Consider the following 25,857-nt stretch of genomic DNA (forward strand, 5'->3'; position numbering starts at 1 on the left):
GTGCTCCTCCCGGCCGGGCTCGTTGTGCCGGGTCCGTCGGCGTATCAGAACCGGAACCGCACGATGCGGGTGGACCGTTTCATGCCCGGTAGCAGGTTCAACAGGCGGAACATGCGGCGTACGTTTGCGGGCGCCTTGGCCATCAGCACCGGTGAGTCGTTCATCGGCGCCTCGTCGACGTATTCGAGGCGCGGGTGCCAATCGGCCAGCGCGGCAGGATCGTTGAAGCCGCAGTGGAATTGGGTGTCGTATTTGCGCAGGGTGGGGTCCCATTTCGAGGTGCGCCACGCCCAGACCGGCACCGTGTCGAGCTGTATTTGGCCGGTGCGGAAGGCGTCGACGATGCTGGTCAGCAGTCGCCGGACATCGGCTTCGGTCAGGTAGGGGACCAGTCCCTCGGCGATCATCAGCACGGGGCGGCTGCGGGGGATACGGTCCAGCCAGGTCAGGTCGGTGACGCTGGAGCCGATCAGGGTGTAGTGCGCTCGCGGCGGCAGGAATTGTTGCCGCAGTTCGATGATGGCGGGGTAGTCCAGGTCGTACCAGTCGACAGTGGCGGGCGGGTCGATCCGGTACACGCGGGCGTCGAGGCCGCAGCCAAGGTGCAGCACCACCGCGTCGGGGTGATCGGCGAGGAAGCTTCGGGCCCAGTCGTCGTGGGCCTTGGTGCGTACCACGGCGGCGAGGCCCATCTGGTTGGTGCCGAATCTGCGTTTGTCGTAGTCGGGGTCGAGGCGGCGCATTGTCTGCTCGGCGTATTTGTCGCCGAGGATCGGATCGGGCAGCCGGTTGTCCAGTGCTTTGGCCCTGAGGACGGGGCTGAAGGTCTTCTGCACTCCGACGAGTCCAGCGTCTTCCACGTCAGCGACACTACTCACATTTCACGAATCCACGGCTACAAGCCGATTTTCGGGTGCCGCGTGTACACCGAAAGGCAGTGGAGAGGGCGACCGTCGCGGCGCGCGAACGGTGCGCGCACCGGTAGGCCGTCCTCACGCCATGGGGATCGTCGGGTCGACGATCGCCTCGATGCCCGCCACGCGGTCGCCGCGCATCGTGAGCACGAGCATGCCGTACAGCACGCGGTTGTGGTACGCCAGGACGCCCACGGTTGCGGGTGCTGGGTGTGACACCAGCGTCGCGCCGGATCCGAAGTAGCTGAGCAGGTTCGACGCCACGGCCGTCGCGCCGTGGGTGTCCTCCGGGGTCGGCAGCGAGCCCGCAACGAAGGTCGCCGATCCCCAGGCGTCCGGGGCCAGCACGGTCAGCAGGGCGTTGAGGTCGCCGCCGGAGCAGGCCGCGATGAACCGGTCCAGGACGGCTCGGTGTGTTGATGCCGTGGCCTGATCGATTACCGGGTCGGCCGAGACGACCGCGCGATCAGCCGCTGCGATCGTGGGAGCTGCCGTCGCCCCGGTGATCTTCGTACGGGCCCGTCGCGCCAGCTGTCTGCACGTACCCGCTGGACGGCCCAAGATCGCCGCGATCTCCTCGAAGGGCAGCGCGAATACATCGTGCAGGATGAACGCCACTCGTTCGGGCGGATTCAGGCGCTGCAGCACTATCGCCAGTGCCGACTGGACGTGATCGTCGAGCGTGACCCGGTCCGCCGGGTCGACGCCCGGCGAGACCACCGAGTTCAGCAGCTCCGGGTCGCCGGGTTGCTCGCGCCGGGCCCGGGCACTGCCCATCAGGTCCAGGCACAGGCGGCCGGTCACCACGGTCAGCCAGCCGCGGACGTTGTTCAGTTCGTCCGCGGGGGTGCGTGAGAGGCGCAGGAACGCCTCCTGCGCAACGTCTTCGGCCTCCGCGATGTCACCGAGCATTCGGAATGCCAGGTCCACCAGGTAGGCGCGATGCGCATCCCACAGCGCGGTGAACTGGTCGCCATGAGTCTCCATACCGATTACGACGAGACGGCGGGGTGAAAAGTTACCGATCCGGCGCGGTAACTTTCCCGCCGCCCGCCTCGTCATAGTGCCGACCCGCAAAACACGAAGCATCATTCGAGGAGACCTCATGTTGCGCAGTTCGAGCCGACTCACCGCGATCGCAGCCCTGGCGCTGGCCGGCCTCGCGACCGCCCCGGTACCGGCCGGAGCGGATTCGACCGCGTCCGCCGAAACGACCGGATCCGTCGAAAAATACCTGGGCACATGGAATTACGACCAGCCGGACCACGTCACCAGAACCAACATCGCCACCATGGACCTGTTCGGATACCGGCCCGACATTCCGCAGATCGGCACCATTACCTTCACTCGCGGTGCCGACGGCGAGGTCCTTGGCCACACCGATCAGGGCTGCACCTGGCATTTCCGGCCCGTGGGGGACGCTCTGGAAATGACCTCCACCACCCAGTACTGCTTCAACCAGGTGATCGGATCCGGCTACAACATAGACCGCTGGCGCGTCACCGTCGATGACGGCATCGAGCGAGAAACCCTGCACGCCAACAGTTATCTCGGCCCGGGGACCTTCGGATTCGATCTGGTCGACGGCCGCCGCAGCAACGCCGCCGCGGGCACGCAGGCCGACACCGCGCGGCGTTTCAGCGGTACCTGGACCTTCGACCGCGCGCCCTTCCCCACCAACGCCGCCACCAACTCCTACTTCATTCCCCTGCCGTTCACGCCCGCTCCCATGTCCGGGCCGGTCACCTTCGCCCCGTCGGCGGGCAGCACCGTCACCGCGCATACCGCCGACGGCTGCAGCTGGACCTTCGAGGCCCATGGGAATACCGCCGAGCTGTCCCCGGCCACGCAGACCTGCGGCGCAACCACGCTGGCGTTCTGGTCGATCGCCGACGACGAGCGACATCAAACCGCCATCCTGGCGGGACAGGATCACAGCATCCCGTTCATGATGACCTCGGGCTCCCTGACCAGGAACAACTGACCGCAGTGATGGCCACGGCGGTATCTTTCTGCAGCAACCTGATAGCGAGTGTGTCTTATCCAGGACAATCCACTCAGCTGGCCTGACGTTCGACATCGGCTCGGGAATCCCCGCGCCGGGCCGCACGGCGCAATGCCCGCGCATCGGAGTAACCGAGCCGGTGTGCCAGTGACGATCTCGTGGCTCGGTGCTCGCTGTTGTGCAGGGCCAGCGTCTGCCTGACCGAATCCAGTTCGTGGCGCTAGGTTCCCTCCGCCGCAATGGATTCCTGCCGATCGTCGACCGCCGGGTCTGTCACCACGGGAATACGCGTACTGCGGCATCATCAGGAGGGTTTGAGTCGCAGTCGATCTCACCGCTCAGATCGCCCGCGGACGGGCCTGCGTGAGCGATGGCGGTGTCCGCACCATTCCGTAGCCTGGACGCGTGGGAACTGTGGACTTCGGCCGCGAGTCTGATGCGGGGTGGGATTTCGCAGGTCCGGCCGATGCCGTGCCGCTGGGAGCCGCGATCATCGGTTACCGCGATGCGGGTGGCGCCGGGGTGGATCTTCGGGTCGCCGGGACGGCGGCGATCACTGTGCTGATCGAATTCGGGGATCGCGGGCTGATCGTCGACGATGCTGTCGGGCGGCGAACGCTCGGCGGCTTCGTTGCCGGGCTTCCCATCGAGGCCATGCGTGTTCGTGGCGAGCGGGCAGAGTGCATCGAGGTTCGCTTGTCGCCGATACAGGCGTATTCGCTCTTGGGTATTTCCCCAACAGATTTGGGCCGGGGCGTTGTCGCCCTGGAGGACCTGTGGGGATTGCGGGCTCGGCGACTGCTGGCGACCGTCCATCGCGCGGGCATGCCCGGAGTCTTCGCCGAAGTGCGCGACGACGACCAAATCTGGTGCGGCGCAGCCGGAGTAGCCGATGTCGCCACCGGCCGCCCCGTCAAAGTCGAGATGCGACACCGCGTCGGCAGCATCACCAAGACGTTCACCGCCGCCGCCGTGCTGCAGCTGGTCGACGACGGCGAAATAGCGCTCGACACACCCATCGGCCACTACCTGCCGCGGCTGGTTCCCGGCGAACGAGGTGCGGCGATCACGGTCCGGATGTTGATCAACCACACCAGCGGCCTCGCCGACTACCTCCCGCATGCCTACCCGTCCCTCGCGGCATTCCCGGACCTGGCGAAAACGACACCGGCAAGCCTGGATGACAGCCGGTTCACCAGGTTTCACGCGACCGAGCTGATCGAGATGGGGGTGTCGGCGCCTGCCACCGGGAAGCCGGGTGGCACTCCGGGGGTGTATTCGAACACTAATTACCTGCTCATGTGCCAACTCCTGGAGTCGGTTACCGGTACCTCGGCGGAGAAATGCATCACTCGCAACGTCATCGAGCGCGCCGGGCTGCGGGACACCGAACTCCCAGCCGGACCGCATATCAACGGACCGCACTCACTGCACTACGAGGCGTGGTTCGGCATGATCGACCCGCCCCGCGACTACAGCGTCTACGACATGTCGTGGGTGGGGCCGGCGGCTTCGCTGATATCGACCGCCGCGGACCTGAACCGCTTCTTCGGCCTGCTGCTGGCAGGCGAAATCATCAGCCGAGCAGCGCTGGAGCAGATGCAACATACTGTTCCGGTCATCTCCTTCGAAGGTAAGACAATCGACTACGGTCTGGGCCTGCACAAGATGACGGTGCCCGGTCACGGCACCTACTGGGGCCATGACGGTTCGGTCTGGGGCGGCGGCGCGATATCCATGACCAGCGCTGACGGCAAGCGGCAAATGTCCATCGCGGTGAACCTGCAGCGATGGAACCGACTCGACTCGTCAGGAAAGCCGCAGTCCCATCCCATCGACGATGCGCTTCGGGCTTTCACCCAACTGGCGCTGTGCGGTTGATGTATGTCTCGGGCCGTAGGCGACTCGTCGTGCGGTAGTTATGAGCACGCGTTCGCGAGATCAACTGCTGGACAACGTTTGTCCCCGATTGAACGCGCGGTCGCGGCACTATCGCGAGTCGAACGCACTCGAGAGCGGTTGGATCCTCCGCGATGAGGTGCCTTCGTTGATGTGGGGCCGTCGTGTCGGGCCGCGCACCGCTGTCGATGATCTGGTGTCATAGGTAGTGCGGACCCGTGCCTGTTCGTCACCCCTTGTCCGCGGTGACCAGGCCGGACACCGTGTCAGTTGGCGTGTCAGGTCGGTGTCAGGTCGGTGACTGAACGGCTGGCGACAGTACTCATGTGAACAGCACAGCAATCGCCGCTTCCGGGCTGCGGAAAGCATACGGGGACACCACGATCCTCGATGACATCGCTACTATCGGTGCCGGCCCGTTCCGGATGCTGCGCACAGAATCGCTCGACCGTCTCGCCCGCGTGATGCGGTATCTGCGCGGTGATCACGCCTTCGCTCAGCTGATCCGCTTCGCCCTGGTCGGCGGCTCCAGCAACATTGCCTATGGCCTGCTGTTCATGGCCATGAACGGGAGCGGCCCGCTGGTCGCCAATATCGTCGGCTCGATCGTCAGCACGGTGATCGCGAACGAACTGCACCGGCAGCTCACCTTCCGCGCGGCCGGACGGGTCGGCTGGTTCAGCGCACAGTGGGAAGGCGGCGGGCTGGCACTGATCGGCCTGCTGATCAGCACGGCGGCGCTGGCCGGTCTCGAGTTCTTGGCACCCGGCCTCGGCGCGATCGCGCAGGCCGGCGCCGTGATCGCCATCATGGCCGCGGTCGGCGGTATGCGCTTCCTGGCACTGCGCGGCTTCGTCTTCTGAAAGGTCTTCTACGACAAGCCGACTCGGCCTCGGCATCGAATCTCCTGGGAGACGTCCAGGATGTCCTGTGCCGCTGTGTATCTCGCACGGCTGGACGCCCCGCGGCACTACCGCGCGTGCGGACAACGCCCGCGAGGGGCATCAGCGGATTGCGTGAGACTGCTGCCTGGTTGGTCAGGCATCCGCAGGAGCCAACACCCGTGCGCAAATGTCGACTCATCCACAAACGGGAGCCGACGGGAACCAGTTCGACGGGACATCCGCTATCGAACCCGCGACCGGACTCACAGTCACCAGAAACCTCGACCTGGTGGGGTCATCCGGGAACGCTATCACCGCACCGGCAGCGAGATGGGAGAGAAAGACCAGCGGATCCGCGACGCACCCAGAGTGCGCGAGCCGTCTGACCGGACCGTGGTCGCTACTCATGCCCGCGTCGATCCACTCCTTGGCGGCCTCGGTGGTTCCGAAATCCATCACCGTGTACACATGGTCTCCCTGGCTGGAGCTCGAACCCGGCGGCTGGCACTCGATCTCCCATATAGACACGTCGGGCACCCATATAGACACGTTGGGTTGAGTGGACGAGGAGAGACACAGAGCCCCTCGCCAGGAAGCTGACGAGCCCTTCTGGCTCGGGACCAGTTTCGGGAACGTGTCCGCAATTACCTGGTGTTCTGGTCCCCACGGTGAGGGCAAAATTGTTGTCGAAGGTCCCGCCGGCACCGCTCCAGGGGAGTCCGGGCCTGTCCTGACCGCCATCAACACCCCGGCCGTAGCGACTGCCGCGACAACGAGCAGGACGGCCGGGCCGAAGAATCCGATCTTCTTGCGAGCAGGCGGTTGCACCTGGCGGGGCGGCATCGGAATCTGTTGGCCATAGGGCGCCGCCGCGGTTGCCTCCGTGGCGGGATGTGCCCAGTCCTGGACGATCGTTGCCCGCTGGGATGGACTCCCTCCCACCGTCTCCGCGGCCACCGTCGATGCGTTGAGCCCGGTGGTCGGTTCAGCCGGATATCGGACGGCGTCGGCGACCGCCGCGGCGAATTCGCCGCAGCTGTCGAATCGTTGGCCAGGCTCCTTGGCCATGGCGCGAGCGAGGACTGCGTCCAGCTGCGCGGTGAGATCCGGCCGAAGTCGGACCAGTGACGGTACCGGTGAGCTCAGGTGCCCGGCCACGACCTGCCCGGGGTGGTCGGCGGCGAAGGGCGATCGCCCGGCGAGCATGCTGAACAGGGTGCATGCCAGTGAGTACTGATCGGCGCGGCCGTCGAGGGGCTGGCCGGTCAGCTGTTCGGGCGCGGCGTAGGCGATCGTCGCGACGAAGGTTCCGGTGGCGGTGACCTTGGTCGTCGCGTCCTGCAGCCGTGCGATGCCGAAGTCGGTGAGCACGGCACGTTCTCCGCGACCGGCATCGGGGGCGGCCAGCAGGATATTGGCCGGTTTGATATCGCGGTGCAGCACACCGTGGGCGTGGGCGTAGTCGAGGGCCGCGGCGACGTCGGTGATGATCCGCGCTGCCCGATCGCCGGTGACAGTTCGGCAGTCCAGGCGGCCGGCGTCGGATCCCTGGATGTACTGCATGGCGATCCACAGATGACCATCGTGAGTGCCACGATCGTAGATTCCCACGATATTGGGGTGCTCGAGCTGTGCCACAACGCTGGCTTCCCGCTCGAATCGCCGACGCAGCTCCGCGTCGCTGGAAACCTCACGGTTGAGCAGCTTCAGCGCCACTGATCTGGGCAGGCGAGGGTGGCGAGCAAGATAGACCGTGCCCATGCCGCCCTGGCCGAGTACGCCTTCGATGACATGCTCCGCGATCGTTGCGCCGATGCCGGGATGAGCCACGAGCCCCCCTTCCACCTGTCTGCAGCAAGCGATGCCGATGTCAGCATAGAGAAGGACCGCCGACCTCGAGAGAAGGAACTCGACGCACCCACTATCGAGGCTGGACCAACCCCACGAACGTCCGCTGATCGGGAAGTCATGAGCGGATATCTCGAGCCGCAGCGCATCTCGCCTGCCGAACACTCGGCGACCTGAGCGTGTGATCGTTGAGGAATCCACGTCCATCCGGTGCTGACGATGTCTGTTGTGCCCGCTGTAGTCAGTGCAAACGCTGCATCGCTGGCGGCTGTGTTCGCCAGGGTCACGCTCTATGTCTCCGGACGGCGCGATAATCGGAAGTGGTTGCGGGCGTTTCTGATTCATGCATGTGTGGAGTACCTGGACCCTACTAACCCCTCCAGATAGATTCCTGCGCTATGCAGTCCAAGTGCTCGCCGAACGTAGTGATATGGCGGTCGATTGTGGGGCGGATTCACCATTTGACTACGTTCGACGGAACTCCCTGGACCGAAGGCTCGATACGGCAGAAGCTGTCTGGACGCGGCACTTTCCGGTCCCGCGGTGCGTATGCACGCATCGCACGAGTTAGATACGTGGGCGCGAACATTCGTGACGCAGTCCCATGAGACGGTCGAATCGGCGCCGGAGATCCGAAGCGCTCGGCGCGTCGAGAGCTGACCCGGACGCGATGGCATTGCGGGTTGCCTTTCGCAACTCAGCGAGCCGCTCGAGTACTCGGTCCGATGAGCATCTCGAACGCCGGTACCGGCGGCAACAAGGCCGACTTGTGAAGCGGCCCAAGGGCGTTGTTGCTCGCGATCCGCACCCGCACCCGTGACACCGGGCGCGGGTGGCCGAGATCGATGGCTTACTTGTGGCAGGCCTGGCGGTAGTCGTGGATAGCCGCGCGCGCGGTCCTGAAGTCCTGTACGTCCTGCGGGTGCGCTTGGCGGTAGGACTTCCACTCCGCCTTGCGCTGATCCTTGGGCAGGGCCTTCACTTTCGCCACTTCCGCGGCGAAGTCCGGGTGACCGGCCAGGAATGCCGCGACCTTCGGAGTGCTGTCCGCCTTCGCCTGGGCCGCGGCCGCGGGGTTGCATTGCGGCCCGGGGTCGGCGGAGGCGGTCGCGGGCAGGGCGATGGCAAGTCCGGCGAGGCCGGCGAGGGTGGCGGCGACGAGACTGCGCTTCATTCTTACTCCAGTGGTCGGCGGGATATGTCCCCATCGAATCTGCCGACCCGACCTGCCGAGCGCACTTGTCGCGCCACTATCTTCAGGCGATCTTCAGCCGCAGCACGAATACGGCACCGTGTTGTCCGGGCGGAGGGTCTAGGCAGATCAGGTCGCCGCCATGGGCTCTGGCGATGCCGTGGGCGATGGCAAGTCCCAGGCCGGAACCGTCCGCGCGGCGATCGCGTGCCTGGTCGAGACGCACCAGCCGATCGAAGATCCGCTCGCGTTCGCCGGGCGGCACCCCCGGGCCGGTATCGCTGATCGTCACCTCGGCCAGGTTGCTGAAGGCGCCGACCCGCACCGTCACCGCGCCGCTATCCGGCATGGCTTGGCACGCGTTCTCGAGCAGGTTCAACAGCACCTGGTTGACGCGTTCGGGGTCGATGGCCGCGACCACGTGATCGCCCGCGAGTTCGAACTCGATATCGCCGTGTAGCAGCCGCATCCGACTCAACTGGGCATCGGCGAGGTCGTATAGATCGGTCGGTGTATGCCGCAGCGGCAGTCCGGCGTCGATGCGAGCCAGATCGACGAGATCGTCGACCAGCCGGCCCGCGCGCTGGGCCTCACGGACCAACAGCAGCTGCATCTGCAGGCTGGCGTCGGGATCGGCGTCGGGCGGCTGCTGCAGGACCGCTTCGGCGATCGCGCGAATTCCGGTGATCGGGGTGCGCAACTCGTGCGCGGCGTCGGCGACGAAGGTACGGATCTGTTCCGCGGACGCCTGTGCTCGGGCCTCGGCGCCTTCCAGTGCGTCCAGCATTTCATCGAAAGCCGTTGCGGTGCGCCCCAGTTCGGTGTCGGGTCGCGATGGCGACAACCGCCGCCCGCGTCGGCCGTGGGCGATCTCGCGAGCCAGCACGGTCATGGAATCCAAGGGTGCGAGGGCACGGCGGATACCGAACGGCAACCCGATGACGATCACGAGCAGCGCCGCGGCGGTGGTGCCCGCGAGCACGCCCACCAGCTTCGACTGCGCCCCCGCCAATAGTTTGGTGTCGAGTTGCAGGGTCATTCGCGCGTGATCCAACTCGCCTCGGCCATTGAGCAGCACGTGTCTGGTCTTCACCGTGGACTGGTCCTCGTGCTGGGCATTCAGGCTGCCGAAGGTGCGGCCGTCGGCGAGGACGAGCCGCGCTCGCACCGACCGCGCATCGATCCGGGTGAGCAGATCGGTGGGCGAAATGCCTTGGCCGGCAAGTTGCTGTGCCAGTTGAACGCGGTCGGCGAGCACCGCGTTCTGACTGCGATTCAGCGCCACCGCGAACAACCCGTGCACCACCAACGAAACGACGATCAGTACCGCACCGAGCACCGTAGCGGTGGTGAGCGTGACGCGCCTGCGCAGCGACACCGTCTTCATCGCACCCCGGCCGCCCGATGAGAGCTGTAGCGGTCACCAGGGCGGCGCTGCCAGCTCACTGGTCGCCGACCCGCAAGGTGTAGCCGAGACCGCGCACGGTGTGCAGCAGCCGCGGTCCGTGTGCTTCCAGCTTGCGTCGAACTGCGCTCACATTCACCTCGACCAGGTTGGGGTCGTAATCGTCGTATCCCCATACGGCGGTCAGGATTTGGGCCTTGGTGACCACCCGGTCGCGGTGCGCGGCGAGATAGCCGAGGAGCTTGAACTCGGTGAGGGTCAGCACGATGGTCTCGCCGCCGCGGTGCACCGCACCGGATTCCACGTCGATGACGAGATCGCCGATCGTGGTCTTGGTCTGGAGTCTGCCCATCCGCCGCAACAGCGCATCGACCCGGGCCACCAGCTCGGCCAGGTCGAACGGCTTGACCACATAATCATCCGAGCCGGCTCGCAGCCCGCGCAGCCGGTCCTCGATACCATCGCGGGCGGTCAGGATGACGACACCGGCCCCTGATCTGGCGCGCACAGTTTCCAGCAGGGTGAATCCGTCGCGTCCAGGCAGCATGATGTCGAGCACGACCACATCCGGCCGGAACTGCGCGAGATCGCGCTCCAACTGTTGGCCGTGCTCCCGGCTGAGCACCTCATGTCCGGCCGTGGTCAGCCCCGATCCCACCGCGACCCGGATGGCCTCGGCGTCTTCGATGACAAGTATTCGTCCCGGCTGCACAGGTGTCATTGTTGCGCCTCGGAGCTGAAGATTGCCTGAAAGGTCGCGATGAACGAGCCGATGAACGCCAGGGGCGGCGCGATACTCGGATCATGGGCAGCCAATCGGCGCAGTGGATGCGCACCGCGCGCGTGCTTCGTCGCGCCGGCTTCGGTGCGACCGGGGCCGAGATCGATGCCGTGCGTGCGCAGCAGCCCGCCGACTATCTGCGATCGGCATTGACCACCGACCCGGACGCCGATGCCGGCGCGCGGGCGACGCCGCTGCCGGTGTTCGCCGAGACCACCCCACCGGGTAAAAATGCGACGCCCGAGGTCCGCCGACGGTACAACGCCGAACGCAACAACGAACTCGCAATGCTGACCGCGTGGTGGTTGCGGCGCATGACCGCCGTACATCAGCCGATCCATGAGAAGCTGACCCTGTTGTGGCACAACCACTTTGCGACATCGGCGGCCAAAGTTCGCAATTCCGCCGCGCTGGCCGTGCAGAACCAGAAGCTGCGCACTCTGGGCACCGGCGACTTCGGCGCGCTGGCCTACGCGATGCTCACCGACGCGGCCATGCTCAAATGGCTCGACGGCACGAGTAATTCGGCGAAGGCGCCCAACGAGAATCTGTCGCGCGAGTTCCTGGAACTGTTCGCGCTCGGACACGGTAACGGTTACACCGAGACCGATGTGCGTGAAGGCGCGCGTGCGCTGACCGGGTGGACGATCGACCGCAGCGGGGTCGCCACGCTGAATTCCCAGCGGCACGATCCAGGACCCAAAACCTTACTCGGCGTGACGGGTTCGCTCGGCGCCCGCGAATTCTGCGATATCGTGCTCGGTCGGCCCGAGTCGGCTCGCTATGTTGCCGGGCGGATGTGGCAGCAGCTCGGCTCCGATACACCGCCGTCGCAACCGGCGATCGATCGCGCCGTGGCGGCCTACGGACCGAATCGCGACGCCGCGGGGATGGTGGTTGCGATCCTCACCGACGACGAATTCGCCGCTGTGCAAGACACTGTCGTGCACGGCCCGGTCGAATGGCTGATCGGCATGGTGCGCGCGCTGGCGGTCCCGATGGACAACGACGCCGACGTCAAGAAGCTGGCGGGTGTGCTGCGCAATCTCGGACAGCTGCCGTTCTACCCGCCGTCGGTCGGTGGCTGGCCGCACGGCCAGGCGTGGATGTCGACAGCCGCGGCGCGGATTCGGCTCACCGCGGCATCTGAGCTCGTGAAAAAGGCTGACCTGAGCCGGATTTCGTCCGCCGCGCCGGGCGATCGCCTCGATGCGGTCGGCTACCAGCTCGGCATCGGCGCCTGGTCGGACCGCAGCGCGGCCGTGCTCGCGGCGGTCCGAAACGATCCCGTTCGGCTCACCGCGATCGCCGTGAACACTCCCGAGTATCTGACCAGCTGACCGGAAAGTCATCGAACCATGGCTCGATTCAATCGCAGACAGTTCCTCGTCGGCAGCAGCGTACTGGGTGCGCTCGGGCTGGCCGGTGGCTCCGTGATCACCTGGGAGGAAGTGCACCGGCACGCGGCCACCGCCCCCCTGGCGCCGGACGCCGGAATCCTGGTCCTGGTAACGATGTACGGCGGCAACGACGGCGTCAACACGGTGATTCCCTACGCGGACAACGCCTATCACGATGCGCGGCCGGAATTGTCGTATCAGCCGCAGGAGGTACTGCACCTGGACGGCCACCTCGGACTCAATCCGGCGATGAAGGGCTTCGCGGACCTGTGGGGCAGCCACAACCTCGCGATCGTGCGCGGGGTCGGCTATCCGCATCCGGATCACAGCCATTTCCGCTCGATGGACATCTGGCAGACGGCCACTCCGGACCGCCCGGTCAATACCGGATGGATCGGGCGCTGGCTCGACGCGACCGGCGACGACCCGGTGCGTGCGGTCAATATCGGCCCGGTGCTGCCGCAGCTGGCGATGGGGGAAAAGCACACCGCAGCGGCGCTGGATCCCGCCTCGGCCCCGCTATCGCCGGAATTGTCCGCCGAATTGGCCGCGCTCGCCGCCACCGACCCCCGCGACAGTCCCGCCCAGGCACTCGTCTGTGCGGGCTATCACGCTGAACAGGCTGTGGCACAGACATTTTCCTCGATCGGCGCGAAACCCGCCGGTCCCGGTGGTAATCCGCTCGCCGCCCAGCTCGCGCTCGTCGGACAGTGCATCAAGGCGGGTGTGCCCACCCGGGTGTATTCGGTCAGTCTGGGCGGCTTCGACACCCATGCCGATGAACGCCGCACCCAGCAGCAACTGCTCGGACGGCTGGACCAGGCGGTGTCGGCGTTCTTGACGGATATGGCAGGGCATCCCCGTGGCCGCGACGTAGTTCTCATGGCCTACAGCGAATTCGGCCGCCGCGTCGCCGCCAACGCTTCCCAGGGCACCGACCACGGCACTGCCGGGCCGGTGTTCGTTGCGGGAGCGCGGGTCAAGGGCGGCTTCTACGGCGACGAGCCCAGCCTCACCGACCTGGACAACGGTGATCTGAAGACCACCGTCGACTTCCGTGACATCTACTCGGAATTGCTGCACCGCGTCGTCGCGACCGACCCGGGTCCCGCTGTCGGTACCGCTCGTCACGACCTGGGTTTCATCGCGTGAGGGAACGTTTTGTCGCTCAGGGCCCTCTGCCTCAGTTGGCATGGAGAACGCCCTAGTGGCTTCTGTGAATCGGACGTCTTCATCTTGGAGGTGCTGGCACACAACGGCTTCCAGCGCCCACCGCAGTCCACGGCGCGAGAGCTTCGCCCGCGGCGCCCGTTACCGTGAGCCCGAACTCGTCGAGCCGACAGAAAATGGTCAGACCAGCGCAATCGAAACCTGCGCCAGGGTAGCGACGTGCCTGACCCGGGCGCGGCCTGCATGTCGTTCAGTGGCCGATGCCGTCCAGGTCGGCCACATCCTCATCGGAAAGGACGAGCCCAGCGCCGACGATGTTCTCGCGCAGATGGGCTGTCGATGATGTGCCGGGGATGAGCAGGATGTTCGGTGAGCGCTGCAACAGCCAGGCCAACGCGACCGACATCGGCGTTGCCCCGAGCCGGACCGCAACCCTCGAGAGCGCATCGGACTGTAGCGGGGTGAAGCCCCCCAGCGGGAAGAACGGTACGTAGGCAATGCCATCGGCGGCGAGGCTGTCAATGAGGTCGTCGTCGTGGCGGTGGGCGAGGTTGTACATGTTCTGCACGCACACGATCGGGGCGATACCGCGGGCCTCGGCGACCTGCTCGGTGGTGACGTTGCTGACCCCGAGGTGACGGATCAGACCCTCTCGCTGGAGTTCGACGAGCGTCTCGAACGCCTCGGCGAGCGAACCAGGCTTGGGACCTTCGGCATCGCCCATGCGCATGTTGACCAGATCGAGGGTCTCGACCCCGAGAGGCCGGAGGTTCTCGTGGACCTGCTTGCGCAGATCTTCGGGTCGCCGGGCCGTGGGCCAGCCGCCTTGCGTATCTCGGTTCGCTCCCACCTTGGTGGCGATGAACAGCGACTCCGGGTAGGGATGCAGTGCCTCACGGATCAGCTCATTGGTGACGCGCGGTCCGTATGCGTCGCTGGTGTCAATGTGGGTGATACCGGCCGCGACCGCCTCGCGCAATACGGCCAGGGCGCCATCGTGGTCAGCGGGCGGCCCCATGACCCACGGGCCGGCGAGTTGCATTGCGCCGTAACCGAATCGGGTGACGGTTGAGTTGCCCAGCGTCCAGGTGCCCCCGGGAAGTGATGTGGTTGGCGCGTTCATCGTTGTGCCTTTCGCTTGTCGCCGTGGGTGGCGATTTCAGCCTCCCCGGACGAGTATTGGAGAGTTACTTCCCGTAGGGAAGTAGGCACTCTGAAGTGCGCAACTCACCACAGGCGAAAGACGAGATCAGTGAAGCCGACGAAGGCTGCCCAGAGAGCGCAGGCCAAGATGGAGTACAACGCGTTCCTGGCAGCATGCCCCAGCCGCCAGCTCCTCGACCGGATCTCGGACAAGTGGGTCGTGCTGATCCTGTGCGCACTTAGCGGCGACACAGCAGACAAATCCGACCAGCCCGGTGCATCGGATGCGGCACGAGCGATGCGCTACTCCGAGATCTCCCGCCTGCTGGCGGGAGTCAGCCAGAAAATGCTGACCCAGACCCTACGAGCACTCGAACGCGACGGCCTACTCGCCCGCACCGTGACGCCAACCGTCCCGATCACCGTCACCTACGAGCTGACCGACCTCGGCCTCTCACTGCACCACCTGACACGCGACCTCAGGCACTGGGCGCAGACCCACATGGACCAGGTCCTTACCAACCGCGACAAGCACGACGCTCGCACTTCCTGACCTGACACAACCAACCGTCCGACACTCATGCTATCGACCGGCGCGAACTGCGTACCGATGCGCAGAACACGGCATATGCCTGTGCCGCTTCGGTTTTCCTCGTCGCATCGAAACGCTCCGGACGGCCACCGATCCAGCGTCGACGCCGGCACCCACGTTACGAAGAGACCTACCAGCAGCCCTATCCCCATCAGCGGTCCGTCGACGCCCCAGCCCCGGCGACACCCACGGATCATGCGAACGACTGAGGCAAGAAGTCATATCGGGCCTGGCGACCGTAGTCCCGTGTCAGGGACCATGAAGAAGGTCGGGCAGCCAGGGGCAGCGAACTCGCCCCTGCGTCAGCGCGGTTCGCCGACGAGTGCGGCGGCTGTCGTGGTTGTGAAGTCGATTTGGCGGCGAGCGTTGGACAGCGTGGTCACCACGCAGGTGCCGACGGGCCCGGTGCGGTCGTAGAGGGTGGCGCTGCCGATGGAGATGCCGTCGGCAGCGATGGTGTTGTCGGCGCGAAGCCCGAGTCCGTGGCCGATCGGGAGCCGGGAGAGGGCCACGGTGACGTCGGTGTTGATATAGCCGGCGCCTTCGGATCCCCAGTGGCACACGTGGTTGGTGGCGTCGCCGAGGATCGCGGCGCGCTGGAACGGGGTGATCGGCTCACCGGCCACCAGCGGCGGCAGACTGTGCCAGGAGACCTTGCGCTCGCCGTTCTGATTGGCCCCGAAATCGGAAGTCCAGTCGTGCTCACCGCTTTTGAACAGTGGCGGTGACCCCTCCGGGGAAACGCAGCCTTCCGGAGGCGTCGGCAGGTCTTCGGCCCGGCTCCACACCTGTCCCGGGGGCTCGTCGCCAGTGGTCAGGAACACCGCTGATGCCCGGACCCGTTCCTGGCCTTCTTGCACCAGGGTGGCGTCGATGACGGCGATCCGTGAGCCCCGGCGGACCACCCTGCTGCGCATGTCGAACGCTGCGTCGGCCACCGGCTGGTAGAGGTCCACGGTCAGCCGCGCCGGAACGAATCCGTCGGGGCAGTGGCCCTCGAGCTCACGAGCGAGCAGACCGCACACGCCTGTTCCGCTCAGCTTGTCCGGTGCCCATGGGCTGAGCGCCAGCTTCTCAGCTATGAGCTGGTCGCCCTGTCTCACGAAGAAACTCATCATCGCGTTGATTCCCCTTCCGAACCCTCTGCTCGCACCCCAGAAGTGGAACACGTTACAGGAAGGCTGGCATGGTACGGGGCATACGGACACGCTAGCCGCCGGTGTCCTGATTGCCGCCGCGCTGATCGGATGGCTGACCATCGACACCGACTGTGCAAATTGCATATCGTCCGCACCGGAAGATGCACACGAGACCGATGTTGCGTGCACTACCAGCGATTCCGGCTCGATGTGAGGCTGTTTGTTGTCACCACGACGATGAAGGAAGCCTGGAACTCGCAGTTCCTTCACCCTCATTCGACCAGTAGTAAGGACTGCACCATGCCGGTGGTAAGGATTCATCACTATCGCGTAGCGGCCGACCGACTCGACGCGCTCCTGACACAGCGCGCCACGCTGATCGACGGAATCCGCAGGGCGAATCCGGGTTTGACCGAGACACGACTTACCCGGCTCGAGGACGGCAGCTACTCCGACACGTGGCGGTGGGAGTCGGCGGAGCAGATGCTGGCGGCGATCGGTGCCTCGCAAGGCTTCCCGCTGGTGGGCGCCACAATGGCGCTGACCCAGGACGCCACTGCGGAGACCGGCGAGATCGTCGACGAGCGATAGACCGGATGCGGGCAGTGTCCTGCACCGGACGCTGCCCGCATCGGCTCACGGCCGAATCCCCGCGCTTTCCCGCATTCTCACAGCGGTTTCGCATGGCCGCGCCGACACAACCTTTGTTCGAAAGGACATGAATCATGAACTCCCACCCGCAGGCTGCGCCCTCGATGTCAGGTGACCTCAATGCTGCCGCGACCGATCGCATTGCCGGACTGATCAATTCGCTGGCCGGTACCACCTGGGCGGAACGGGCGAAGTTCGCCGCCTTTGTCGCGACCACAGGTGTGGTGCTCACCGAATCCGTCGTCGGCTCCTATTGGGACTTGGCGCGCATCCCCTACGTCCAGGACACCTTCGCCCGTCTGCAGTACCCCATGTATTTCGCGACAATCCTCGGCAGCGCCAAGCTCCTCGCAGTGGGTGCAGTGGTGACCCCGGGATTCCCGCGACTGAAGGAATGGGCTTATGCCGGTTCGGTTTTCGTTTACGGAGGTGCAGCTGCCTCACATCTGAGCGTCGGTGATCCGACCGCAAAGTGGGGAGGTCCGCTGGTGTTCACCGCTCTGACGCTGACCTCGTGGGCTTTGCGCGCGCCCGCCCAGCGTGATCCGAAGTCGCTTCCGGCGGTATTTCGCTCACTGCGTCGCGCCCGCGGACTCGGCTGACCCGGCCTTGACGGGCATGGTTGCGATAATGTGTCGATACCAGTGCCTATTCCGGCGAATTTGCCTGCGTCGCAATCCAGTTCGCGAGAACTGCGGCCTGGCTGTGGTCGATGTCGCGGGTGGCGGTCAATAGCGTCACCGGATGTCGGCCGGCCATTTCCCGCAGTTGCGCGACCGCGTCCCGATGCCGCGCGTCCCGCAATTCGGCGAGATATCGGCGGCGGAATTCGGCGAACCGCTCCGGCCGATGGCCGTACCACTGGCGCAGTTCGGTCGAGGGAGCGATATCGCGCATCCACTCGTCCAGATGCGCATCCGTCTTCCGCATCCCGCGCGGCCACACCCGATCGACGAGCACCCGGGTCCCATCGGAGGGAATCGGCGCTTCATAGATTCTCCGGTAGCCGATGTGCTGACTCATCATGCTTCCATCCTGATCAGGGTCGTTTTCGCGGCGCACCGCGCCGTCGGAAACCCCGCCGGTATCGAGGTGGCCCAATGATAGCTCCGCGCCTTTCAATCATCGATTCAATCAATGCTTGAATCGATGATTGGAATCGTGGTTGACTCTGTGCATGACGGAGCGGACAACGGCGACGGGGACCCGGGAGCGGCTACTGCTCGCGGCTGAGCGGCTATTGCTGACCGAGCGATATGACGACGTCTCGGTGCGGGCGGTGTGTGCGGCGGCGGGGGCGAATTCGGCCGCGGTGCACTATCACTTCGGGTCGAAGGAGGCGCTGGTCGCGGCGCTATTGGAGGATCGCCTCGGATCGCTGTGGGCCGAACGGCTGACCGAGGTGACCGATGCGCACGGATCGGTGGCGACGGTCGTGGACGCGGTGATCGAGCCGTTCATCGGGCTGGCGGCCGATCCGGTCGGGCGGCTGCACCTGCGCCTGCTGGCCCAGGTCGTCCTCGGACGGCATCCGACGGTGTGGCATCGGCCGTGGTTCCGGATGGACGACTGGATCGGTTTGCTGCCGGAGGTGAGTGAATCCGAGAGTCGGCGGCGGTGGGCGTTGGCATTCGAATTGATCATCGTGCAGTTCGGCGGTGTCGGAACGGGGGAGCGTGAGATGTCGGACGAGGCGGTGCGCACACTGCGCGATTTCGTGGTCGCCGGACTCACCGCGACGACGGGACAGCAGAAATGAACGAGATATTCGCGCCGGCCACACTGGGCCCGGTCACGTTGCGCAACAGGGTGATCAAGTCCGCGACCTTCGAGGGACGGACGCCGGATGCGCTGGTCACCGACGAATTGATCGATTTCCATCGGGAAGTTGCGGCCGGTGGCGTCGGGATGACCACACTCGCCTACTGCGCCACGTCACCGGGCGGACGCACCGACCGCCATCAGATCTGGATGCGCCCGGAGGCCGTGCCGGGACTGCGCAAGCTCACCGACGCGGTGCACGCCGAGGGTGCGGCGGCCAGCGCCCAACTCGGACATGCCGGCCCGGTGGCCAATGCCGCATCCAATCGCGCACCCGCATTGGCGCCGAGTCGGATGTTCAGTCCACTCGGCATGCGCCCCATGCATGTTCCGGATCTGTCCGAAATTGAGACGGTCATCGCAGATTTCGCGAATGCGGCCCGACTGGCCGAGCAAGCGGGTTTCGATGCGGTCGAAATCCATTTCGGTCACAACTATTTGGTGAGTTCGTTCCTGAGTCCGCTGCTGAATCGGCGCAAGGACCGCTATGGCGGATCCCCGGTCAATCGGGCCCGACTCGCTCGCGAGGTCGCGCTCGCGGTGCGCGAAGCGGTGGGCGGCCGTTTGGCCGTCATTGCCAAATTGAATATGGAAGACGGCGTGCGCGGCGGACTTTCGGTTCCGGAATCGTTGCGGGTGGCGTCGTGGCTGGAGGCGGATGGTGCGTTGGATGCCCTGGAGTTGACCGCCGGTAGCTCATTGCTCAACCCGATGCTGCTGTTCCACGGCGCCGCACCGCGCAAGGAATTCGCGAAAGTGCTTCCCGCGCCCGCCCGATGGGGCTTTCGCCTGATGGGCCGGGCCTTCCTGCGTGAGTATCCGTATCGTGACGCGTACCTGCTCGAGCGCGCCCGCCGGTTCCGCAGTGAACTTTCGATGCCGCTGATCCTGCTGGGCGGTATTACCGACTTCGACACCATGCAACGGGCAATGGCGGAGGGTTTCGATTTCGTCGCGATGGGGCGGGCGCTGCTGCGCGAACCGGATCTGCTGCGCCGCATTCAAGCCGATCAGCGCACGCGGTCGGCATGTATCCACTGCAACGAGTGCATGCCGACGATCTACACCCGGACCCGCTGTGTGTTGCGAGTCGATCAGGATCCACCGAGTTTGCCCAGGTAGCAAGTAACGTTGGCATTCGCGCGCCCGATGCCGGGCGAATTCTCGACTGCTGTTTCGATGCTGCCCGGAAACGATCGGAGACTGCGGTGTCTGCGTCACGCGACTGGAGCGACGAACTCGCCGGGTCGGCGCGGTGGCTGCTCATTGCCTTCCCGATCACCGCCGTCGTCTTTCTTCTTGTCGCGGCATTATTGCTGCGGATCACCGTATGGGGTCGACATTTCCGGATCGTCACCAGCGGGTTTTTCACCGGTAGCGCGGCATTGCGCAGTATCCCGTTGGTCGCGGTGCTGATATTGAGTGCCATTCTATCGGTCCGGGTGCAGGTGCTGCTGTCCTATCAGGGCAATGACATGTTCTCGTCCCTACAGCGTGCCGCCCAGGCGATGGGGCGCCGTGACGGCCCCGGGCTCGATGCCGCCCAGAACGCGTTCTGGCATTCGCTCGCCATTTTCGCCTTGCTCGCCTCCGTCGAAGTGTTGCGCACTCAGCTGGATTTCTATCTCGGTCAGGTCTTCGAAATCGGCTGGCGCCGTTGGCTTACCGACCATCTCACCAAAACGTGGATCGAGGATCGGGCCTTCTATCGGACCCGATTTATCGACCATCCCATCGACAACCCGGACCAGCGCATCCAGCAGGATGTCGGCGATATGATCGCGGGTGCGCGGACGCTGTCGCTCGGGGCCGTCACCGCTGTTGTGTCGGTGGTGTCCTTCAGCGAGATCCTGTGGCACCTTTCGGAGCCGCTGTATCTCTTCGGCGTCGAAATTCCACGGGCCATGGTGTTCCTGGTGTTCGTCTACGTGCTGGTGGCCACGGCCGTTGCGTTCTGGCTCGGCCGTCCACTGATCGGGCTCGGTTTCCGATATCAGGCCGTCACGGCCGACTTCCGCTATGCACTGGTCCGATTGCGCGAGAACGCGGAACGCATCGCGTTCTACCGTGGCGGGGGTGCGGAAAGTATGGGATTGCGGACGCTATTCGCGGAAGTGCTGCGCGTCTACTATCGCCTGGTCCTGTTCACTACCCGTTTCATCGGCTGGAATGAGGCGGCGACGGAGACGGCCAAGGTCTTTCCGTGGCTCATCCAGGCGCCGCACTTCTTCGTCGGGACGCTCACACTCGGCGATGTCAATCAGACCGGTTCCGCATTCGGGCAGATCCAGGACTCGCTGTCGTTCTTCCGCAACAGCTACAGCCAATTCGCGGCCTTCCGCGCGACCATGCTGCGCCTGTACGGCCTCGTCGAGGCAAGTGCGCAATCGCGCGAACTGCCCACCATCGGCGTGCGTGCGTTGGACGGTTCGGTGGAGTTGACAAAGGTCGACGTGTCGAAGCCCGACGGCGTTGTCCTGATCGAGGAGTTGAATCTGCGGCTGCGCAGCGGGGACGCGGTGGTCGTCAAGGGGCTTTCCGGGACCGGCAAGACGACATTGTTGCGCGCCATCGCGGAGATGTGGCCCTACACCAGTGGTGTTGTCGGTCGACCGGAGGCCAGCGGCACCTTGTTCCTCTCGCAACTGCCGTATATCCCGCTGGGCGATCTGCGCACGGCCGTCACCTATCCCGCGGCACCCGAGAGCGCCACCGATGCGGAGCTGAGTGCCGCCCTTACCAAGGTACAACTCGGGCATCTGGCAATCAGATTGGACGAGGAGGCCGATTGGGCGAATATCCTCTCGCCCGGTGAACAGCAGCGATTGGCATTCGCTCGGATTATCCTGATCCGTCCCGAGGCGGCATTCCTGGACGAGGCGACCTCGGCCGTGGACGAAGGTTTGGAATTCGCCCTCTACACTCTCATCCGCACCGAACTCCCCGACATCATTTTGTTCAGCACCGCCCACCGCACAACGGTCGACCAGCACCACACCGCCCGGCTCGAACTCACTGGCGGTGGCGGATGGTTGTTCGCGCCGAATCACCCCGGTAAACGGTGAGCCGTTTACAACTTGTAACCGATCCGACGCAGCAACTGTTTGCGGTCGCGCTGATCGTCCGGACCTTCGACACCCAGCGGTGCGCCACCGTCGACAACGCCGAGAATCCCCCGTCCCAGCTCGGTCTCGGCAATCAGGACCTCAACCGGATTGGCTGTCGCACAATAGATTCCGCAGACCTCGGGAACTAGCCGCACCGCATTGAGCACATTGACCGGATACCCCTCGCGCAGAAAGACGATGAACGAATGTCCCGCGCCCAGCGCGACCGCATTCCTGGTGGCGAGTTCGGTCAGCTCATCGTCATTACCGGAGGTCCGGACCAATCGCGGCCCCGACGCCTCACAAAATGCCAACCCGAACCGCAGATGCGGACTGATCCCAACCAGTGCCTCGTGCAGATCCTCAACGGTCTTGATGAAGTGAGCCTGCCCGATGATGACATTGAGATCGTCCGGCTTATCGATGTGTACCGAAGTCAGCTCCATTGCCATATCCTGCGCCGCCCGCGCGCTTGTGCACCAGGGCGACACGCCCTTGCCCGCAGGACCGCCGGGACGGCGACCAGCGAAAAGGTGATCATCCGCGCGGTGGGTGTCGATCCTGGATGCCGACGCGGTCATGAGAGCCCTTGTCTGCGAACAGGTTCAGCGCAGGCGCGGTGCGGTGTCACATTTGCGTCATGCCTGGCAAAAGTGGGATGTGATCAACCGTCGAGTACGTTCTGAAGGATGAGTTCACGGGTGCGGTCGGCCGCCAGCGGCACGGGGGTGTCGCGGCCTATTCCGGCCGACCGATACCGACCGGGTGTGCAAGTCCCGGTGTTCATGCTGGTCGACCACGTCGTAAGCCGTTGTTGCTGTGCGCGGTTCGGCGACCTCGGCGCGGTTGCGGTGGGCGGCCAGCGCGAATGCCAAGTACGGTGTCGGGATGCCGTATTGACATCGAAACCCGGGGGAGTTCGAAACGAGAATGTGTCGAAGTATGTATTTTGATCGAACCCGGCGCCTGCGGATGGCAGTCGGCGGTACCGCGCTGACCGGACTGCTCGTCCTGGTCGGATGCGGTGCGGACACCGGTAGGAATTCGGTAGCGCAGACCAGCATCACCGCGGCCGCGGCGCATACCGACCAGCAGCAACTGTCCTTCACCGTGCCGGGCACGCTGGCGGCCGGATTCCAGGAACTGCAGGTGAGTGTGCACGGCAAGCTCGGCATGGCGGTCATGCCGGTCGGCGGCCAGAAGATGGTGACCTTCGGCGACTGGACCACCGGACCCGCCTGGTCGACGATGAAGGTTCCGTTGACGATCGCCGCATTTCGCAAGAGCTCGACGAGTTCGAGCTATGCGGCGACCGCTGCGATCACCCAGTCCGACAATGCGGCGGCGGATACCCTCTGGCAGTCGCTCGGTACCGGCCAGGATGCGGCCAAGGCGGTCGAGACCGTCCTGCGCGAGGGCGGCGATACCAAGACCACGGTGCCCGCCACCAAGGTCCGATCGGATGCCTCGGCATTCGGGCAGGCGGACTGGGCGCTGACCGAGCAGGTCAGATTCGCCTCCCGACTACCGTGTCTGCCACAGGCCGCGGGTGTGATCGACCTGATGGAGCAGATCACGTCGAGTCAGCGCTGGGGCCTCGGCGGGCTCGCCGGCGCGGAATTCAAGGGCGGCTGGGGCCCCGATACCTCCGGCTCCTATTTGGTTCGTCAGTTCGGTCTGATCGAGGGACCGGGCGGTCGGATAGCGATCGCCATTGCCGTACAACCCGATTCGGGCTCATTCTCCGACGGTATGAACATCCTGGATCGGCTGGCCACGGTGATCTCACAGCATCTCGATGAACTATCCGGTGGCGCCTGTTCCTGATCGGGCGCGGTGCCATACAACGGCGTTCGCCTGCGCGGCCTTGATGGCTGCGCAGGCGGCGACCTGAGCGCGCACACTGGACCGGGTAACGGCGGCACCCGACAATCCCGACTTATCGGATGAGGTCGCCGGACCACGACTGTGGGGTCGTGGCCGCGAGGTGGAGGTAAACGGGGTGGACGACACGGAGTCGCGGGCCGGTACGCGATTCGGCCCCTACGAATTGCGCGCCCTGCTCGGCCGCGGCGGTATGGGGGAGGTCTACGAGGCATACGACACGGTCAAGGACCGGGTGGTTGCGGTCAAACTGCTGCCGGTGGGACTGGCGGGCGATCCGCGGTTCCAGCGGCGGTTCCGGCAGGAATCCCGGGTTGCCGCCCGGCTGGCCGAACCGCACGTCATCCCGATCCACGACTGGGGCGAGATCGAGAGTGTCCTCTATATCGATATGCGACTGGTTCGCGGCAGTGATCTGCGCTCGGTGCTGCGGGACAAGGGTCCGCTGAGCCCCGCTCGCGCGGTCGGCATCATCGAACAGGTCGCGGCCGCGCTCGATGCCGCGCATGCCGAGGGTTTGGTGCATCGCGACGTCAAACCGGCCAATATTCTGGTCACTCCCTCGGATTTTGCGTACCTCGCCGATTTCGGCATCGCCCGCTCCGAAAGCGATCCGAGCGTGACCGCGACCGGCCAGGCCATCGGCTCCTATAGCTATATCGCGCCGGAACGATTCGATATCACCCCGATCGGCGGCACCGCCGACGTCTACTCACTGGCCTGCGTGCTGTTCGAATGCCTCACCGGCGCCCAACCTTTCCCATCGGACGGCATGAGTTCGCTTATCCGGGCTCATCTTTCGACACCGCCACCACGGCCGACCACCATGCGTGCCGAACTGCCCGCCGCACTGGACGAGGTGATCTCGCGCGGCATGGCCAAGGAGCCCGCCGATCGCTACCCGACGGCCGGTGCGCTGGCGGCGGCGGCCAGGGCGGCGGTCTCGGGCACATCGTCGCTGCCGAATTCGGAATTGCCGACCGCACAGATATCCCAGCGCCCGTCGCGCGCCCCGGCCACCATCGTATTTCCGGCATTCGGACCCGAATCGGCGGTGGGTCGCCAGTCGACAGGCGGACCGTCCTCGCCAGGAGGGCCGCGGTCGGCGGGTGGGCCGCAATCGGTGGCGGGATCGCCATTGATCAGTGGGCCACGACCGATCGCCGAGCCGCAGCCGACCAGGGGGCACCAGTCGACCAGTGGGCCGCAGTCACCCGGTGTGCCGCAGTCGACCAAGGGGTCGCAGTCACCTGGTGTGCCGCAGTCGACCAAGGGGTCGCAGTCACCTGGTGTGCCGCCGTCGACCAAGGGGTCGCAGTCACCTGGTGTGCCGCAGTCGACCAAGGGGCCACAGGCACCCAGCAGGCCGCATCCAACCGGTGGCCCACACCCGACCGGCAGCCCGCATTCAACCAGCGGCCCGCAGCCGATCACCGGGCTGGAGTCGACGATCGTGCCCCGGCATCCATCGGATCCGATACTCGACGCCACCACCGAGGCCCTCGCGAAAACCTCCGGCATGCCGATGCCCCAATCCGACGCACCGTATCCACCGGATCGGTCACCGACGTCCGCGCGCCGATCGCGGCGCGTCGGGTGGATCGTCGCGGCACTGGTGGTCCTCGTCATCGCGGGCGCTGTCGGCTGGTATGTGCGCAACGGTTTCGGCGAGCATTCCGCGCAGCCGACCACGACGACCATGTCCGCCCGCCTACCCCTACCCGCAGGGGCCAAGCCGTGCGCCCAGCTCTATCCGGCCCTCGGCCGCTTCACGTCGTCCGCGATCGGCACAACGGTCACCAGCTGCGCCTTCGCCGAGGAGGTACGCAAGGCGTACGCCGACGGTGGCGACACCGCCATCACCGACCGCTCGATCATTGCGCACAGCCCGGTCAGCAATCGCGACTACACAATGAATTGCACCGCTGGTGATCAATTCGCGACCTGTAGCGGCGGCGAGAACGCGATTGTCTATGTGTATTGAGGCATAGCCGTTACCCAAGGTTCATGGGGGTGCGGCTA

The 25,857-nt window shown here is 65.4% G+C and carries 23 protein-coding genes; 13 read left to right on the forward strand and 10 right to left on the reverse strand.

What is annotated here, in order from left to right; genetic code table 11:
• Positions 1-44: 44 nt before the first annotated feature.
• Positions 45-860 (reverse strand): class I SAM-dependent methyltransferase, encoded by an 816-nt coding sequence (locus ABZW16_RS10145; RefSeq protein WP_354954258.1) that lies wholly within the window; start codon positions 858-860, stop codon positions 45-47.
• Between the two features lie 132 nt (positions 861-992).
• Positions 993-1,901: a sigma-70 family RNA polymerase sigma factor gene (locus ABZW16_RS10150; protein ID WP_354954260.1), complete on the reverse strand. Its 909-nt coding sequence runs from the start codon at positions 1,899-1,901 to the stop codon at positions 993-995.
• Between the two features lie 118 nt (positions 1,902-2,019).
• Here ABZW16_RS10150 and ABZW16_RS10155 point away from each other — a divergent pair, with 118 nt between their 5' ends.
• The 3 genes from ABZW16_RS10155 to ABZW16_RS10165 all read left to right on the forward strand — a co-directional run bounded on the left by ABZW16_RS10155 (position 2,020) and on the right by ABZW16_RS10165 (position 5,681).
• Positions 2,020-2,898, forward strand: coding sequence for a hypothetical protein (locus tag ABZW16_RS10155; RefSeq protein WP_354954262.1), 879 nt, complete (start codon positions 2,020-2,022; stop codon positions 2,896-2,898).
• Positions 2,899-3,324: 426 nt separating this feature from the next.
• Positions 3,325-4,800: a serine hydrolase domain-containing protein gene (locus ABZW16_RS10160; protein WP_354954264.1), complete on the forward strand. Its 1,476-nt coding sequence runs from the start codon at positions 3,325-3,327 to the stop codon at positions 4,798-4,800.
• 443 nt (positions 4,801-5,243) lie between these two features.
• A complete protein-coding gene (locus ABZW16_RS10165) occupies positions 5,244-5,681 on the forward strand; it encodes a GtrA family protein (protein ID WP_354954360.1) in 438 nt (145 codons plus the stop codon).
• A 216-nt stretch (positions 5,682-5,897) separates the two neighbouring features.
• Here ABZW16_RS10165 and ABZW16_RS10170 read toward each other — a convergent pair whose 3' ends face one another.
• From ABZW16_RS10170 to ABZW16_RS10185, 4 genes are all read right to left on the reverse strand, one after another.
• Positions 5,898-7,532: a serine/threonine-protein kinase gene (locus ABZW16_RS10170; protein ID WP_354954266.1), complete on the reverse strand. Its 1,635-nt coding sequence runs from the start codon at positions 7,530-7,532 to the stop codon at positions 5,898-5,900.
• Positions 7,533-8,400: 868 nt separating this feature from the next.
• Positions 8,401-8,724 (reverse strand): hemophore-related protein, encoded by a 324-nt coding sequence (locus tag ABZW16_RS10175; RefSeq protein WP_354954268.1) that lies wholly within the window; start codon positions 8,722-8,724, stop codon positions 8,401-8,403.
• 82 nt (positions 8,725-8,806) lie between these two features.
• The gene (locus ABZW16_RS10180; RefSeq protein ID WP_354954270.1) at positions 8,807-10,129 is read right to left on the reverse strand and encodes a HAMP domain-containing sensor histidine kinase; all 1,323 of its coding nucleotides are present in this window, start codon (positions 10,127-10,129) and stop codon (positions 8,807-8,809) included.
• A 55-nt stretch (positions 10,130-10,184) separates the two neighbouring features.
• Positions 10,185-10,868, reverse strand: a complete 684-nt coding sequence (locus tag ABZW16_RS10185; protein WP_354954272.1) for a response regulator transcription factor — start codon at positions 10,866-10,868, stop codon at positions 10,185-10,187.
• 83 nt (positions 10,869-10,951) lie between these two features.
• Here ABZW16_RS10185 and ABZW16_RS10190 point away from each other — a divergent pair, with 83 nt between their 5' ends.
• Positions 10,952-12,268, forward strand: a complete 1,317-nt coding sequence (locus ABZW16_RS10190) for a DUF1800 domain-containing protein (protein WP_354954274.1) — start codon at positions 10,952-10,954, stop codon at positions 12,266-12,268.
• Between the two features lie 18 nt (positions 12,269-12,286).
• On the forward strand, positions 12,287-13,480 hold the full coding sequence (locus ABZW16_RS10195) for a DUF1501 domain-containing protein (RefSeq protein WP_354954276.1): 1,194 nt from the start codon (positions 12,287-12,289) through the stop codon (positions 13,478-13,480).
• 268 nt (positions 13,481-13,748) lie between these two features.
• Here the strand turns inward: ABZW16_RS10195 and ABZW16_RS10200 are convergent, their stop codons facing one another.
• Entirely contained in the window at positions 13,749-14,621 is an 873-nt protein-coding gene (locus ABZW16_RS10200; RefSeq protein ID WP_354954278.1) for an aldo/keto reductase family oxidoreductase, read from the reverse strand.
• A gap of 129 nt (positions 14,622-14,750) precedes the next feature.
• On the opposite strand from ABZW16_RS10200, the gene ABZW16_RS10205 reads away from it, so the two are divergent.
• Positions 14,751-15,194, forward strand: coding sequence for a helix-turn-helix domain-containing protein (locus ABZW16_RS10205; protein ID WP_354954280.1), 444 nt, complete (start codon positions 14,751-14,753; stop codon positions 15,192-15,194).
• A 341-nt stretch (positions 15,195-15,535) separates the two neighbouring features.
• On the opposite strand, the gene ABZW16_RS10210 is transcribed toward ABZW16_RS10205, so the two are convergent.
• Positions 15,536-16,648, reverse strand: coding sequence for an acyl-CoA thioesterase domain-containing protein (locus ABZW16_RS10210; protein WP_354954282.1), 1,113 nt, complete (start codon positions 16,646-16,648; stop codon positions 15,536-15,538).
• Between the two features lie 24 nt (positions 16,649-16,672).
• Between ABZW16_RS10210 and ABZW16_RS10215 the strand changes: the two genes are divergently transcribed.
• Complete coding sequence (locus ABZW16_RS10215; protein WP_354954284.1) at positions 16,673-16,963, forward strand: hypothetical protein; 291 nt, start codon at positions 16,673-16,675, stop codon at positions 16,961-16,963.
• Positions 16,964-17,097: 134 nt separating this feature from the next.
• Entirely contained in the window at positions 17,098-17,625 is a 528-nt protein-coding gene (locus ABZW16_RS10220) for a DoxX family protein (RefSeq protein WP_354954286.1), read from the forward strand.
• A 46-nt stretch (positions 17,626-17,671) separates the two neighbouring features.
• Here ABZW16_RS10220 and ABZW16_RS10225 read toward each other — a convergent pair whose 3' ends face one another.
• Complete coding sequence (locus tag ABZW16_RS10225; protein WP_354954288.1) at positions 17,672-18,049, reverse strand: DUF488 family protein; 378 nt, start codon at positions 18,047-18,049, stop codon at positions 17,672-17,674.
• 151 nt (positions 18,050-18,200) lie between these two features.
• Here ABZW16_RS10225 and ABZW16_RS10230 point away from each other — a divergent pair, with 151 nt between their 5' ends.
• From ABZW16_RS10230 to ABZW16_RS10240, 3 genes are all read left to right on the forward strand, one after another.
• Complete coding sequence (locus tag ABZW16_RS10230) at positions 18,201-18,782, forward strand: TetR/AcrR family transcriptional regulator (RefSeq protein WP_354954290.1); 582 nt, start codon at positions 18,201-18,203, stop codon at positions 18,780-18,782.
• Positions 18,779-19,966 (forward strand): NADH:flavin oxidoreductase, encoded by a 1,188-nt coding sequence (locus ABZW16_RS10235; RefSeq protein ID WP_354954292.1) that lies wholly within the window; start codon positions 18,779-18,781, stop codon positions 19,964-19,966. Before ABZW16_RS10230 ends, ABZW16_RS10235 begins: the two co-directional genes overlap by 4 nt.
• Positions 19,967-20,052: 86 nt before the next feature.
• Positions 20,053-21,909 carry an ABC transporter ATP-binding protein/permease gene (locus ABZW16_RS10240; protein ID WP_354954294.1) on the forward strand — a complete coding sequence of 619 codons (1,857 nt, stop codon included), beginning with the start codon at positions 20,053-20,055 and terminating at the stop codon, positions 21,907-21,909.
• A 5-nt stretch (positions 21,910-21,914) separates the two neighbouring features.
• Here ABZW16_RS10240 and ABZW16_RS10245 read toward each other — a convergent pair whose 3' ends face one another.
• A complete protein-coding gene (locus ABZW16_RS10245) occupies positions 21,915-22,397 on the reverse strand; it encodes an adenosine-specific kinase (RefSeq protein WP_354954296.1) in 483 nt (160 codons plus the stop codon).
• Between the two features lie 496 nt (positions 22,398-22,893).
• Here ABZW16_RS10245 and ABZW16_RS10250 point away from each other — a divergent pair, with 496 nt between their 5' ends.
• Both ABZW16_RS10250 and ABZW16_RS10255 read left to right on the forward strand, forming a co-directional pair.
• Positions 22,894-23,778 carry a hypothetical protein gene (locus ABZW16_RS10250; protein WP_354954298.1) on the forward strand — a complete coding sequence of 295 codons (885 nt, stop codon included), beginning with the start codon at positions 22,894-22,896 and terminating at the stop codon, positions 23,776-23,778.
• Between the two features lie 175 nt (positions 23,779-23,953).
• Positions 23,954-25,819, forward strand: coding sequence for a protein kinase (locus ABZW16_RS10255; RefSeq protein WP_354954300.1), 1,866 nt, complete (start codon positions 23,954-23,956; stop codon positions 25,817-25,819).
• The last annotated feature ends 38 nt before the right edge of the window (positions 25,820-25,857 follow it).

Source organism: Nocardia sp. NPDC004604, from assembly GCF_040609795.1.
Classification (GTDB): Bacteria; Actinomycetota; Actinomycetes; order Mycobacteriales; family Mycobacteriaceae; genus Nocardia.

Excerpts from the sequence above, each read along its gene's own strand:
- ABZW16_RS10150 (WP_354954260.1), bottom strand. The coding sequence starts at position 1,901 with ATGGAGACTCATGGCGACCAGTTCACCGCGCTGTGGGATGCGCATCGC.
- ABZW16_RS10155 (WP_354954262.1), top strand. The coding sequence starts at position 2,020 with ATGTTGCGCAGTTCGAGCCGACTCACCGCGATCGCAGCCCTGGCGCTG.
- ABZW16_RS10165 (WP_354954360.1), top strand. The coding sequence starts at position 5,244 with ATGCTGCGCACAGAATCGCTCGACCGTCTCGCCCGCGTGATGCGGTAT.
- ABZW16_RS10175 (WP_354954268.1), bottom strand. The coding sequence starts at position 8,724 with ATGAAGCGCAGTCTCGTCGCCGCCACCCTCGCCGGCCTCGCCGGACTT.
- ABZW16_RS10180 (WP_354954270.1), bottom strand. The coding sequence starts at position 10,129 with ATGAAGACGGTGTCGCTGCGCAGGCGCGTCACGCTCACCACCGCTACG.
- ABZW16_RS10185 (WP_354954272.1), bottom strand. The coding sequence starts at position 10,868 with ATGACACCTGTGCAGCCGGGACGAATACTTGTCATCGAAGACGCCGAG.
- ABZW16_RS10190 (WP_354954274.1), top strand. The coding sequence starts at position 10,952 with ATGGGCAGCCAATCGGCGCAGTGGATGCGCACCGCGCGCGTGCTTCGT.
- ABZW16_RS10195 (WP_354954276.1), top strand. The coding sequence starts at position 12,287 with ATGGCTCGATTCAATCGCAGACAGTTCCTCGTCGGCAGCAGCGTACTG.
- ABZW16_RS10200 (WP_354954278.1), bottom strand. The coding sequence starts at position 14,621 with ATGAACGCGCCAACCACATCACTTCCCGGGGGCACCTGGACGCTGGGC.
- ABZW16_RS10210 (WP_354954282.1), bottom strand. The coding sequence starts at position 16,648 with ATGAGGGTGAAGGAACTGCGAGTTCCAGGCTTCCTTCATCGTCGTGGT.
- ABZW16_RS10215 (WP_354954284.1), top strand. The coding sequence starts at position 16,673 with ATGCCGGTGGTAAGGATTCATCACTATCGCGTAGCGGCCGACCGACTC.
- ABZW16_RS10220 (WP_354954286.1), top strand. The coding sequence starts at position 17,098 with ATGAACTCCCACCCGCAGGCTGCGCCCTCGATGTCAGGTGACCTCAAT.
- ABZW16_RS10225 (WP_354954288.1), bottom strand. The coding sequence starts at position 18,049 with ATGATGAGTCAGCACATCGGCTACCGGAGAATCTATGAAGCGCCGATT.
- ABZW16_RS10230 (WP_354954290.1), top strand. The coding sequence starts at position 18,201 with ATGACGGAGCGGACAACGGCGACGGGGACCCGGGAGCGGCTACTGCTC.
- ABZW16_RS10235 (WP_354954292.1), top strand. The coding sequence starts at position 18,779 with ATGAACGAGATATTCGCGCCGGCCACACTGGGCCCGGTCACGTTGCGC.
- ABZW16_RS10245 (WP_354954296.1), bottom strand. The coding sequence starts at position 22,397 with ATGGAGCTGACTTCGGTACACATCGATAAGCCGGACGATCTCAATGTC.
- ABZW16_RS10250 (WP_354954298.1), top strand. The coding sequence starts at position 22,894 with ATGTATTTTGATCGAACCCGGCGCCTGCGGATGGCAGTCGGCGGTACC.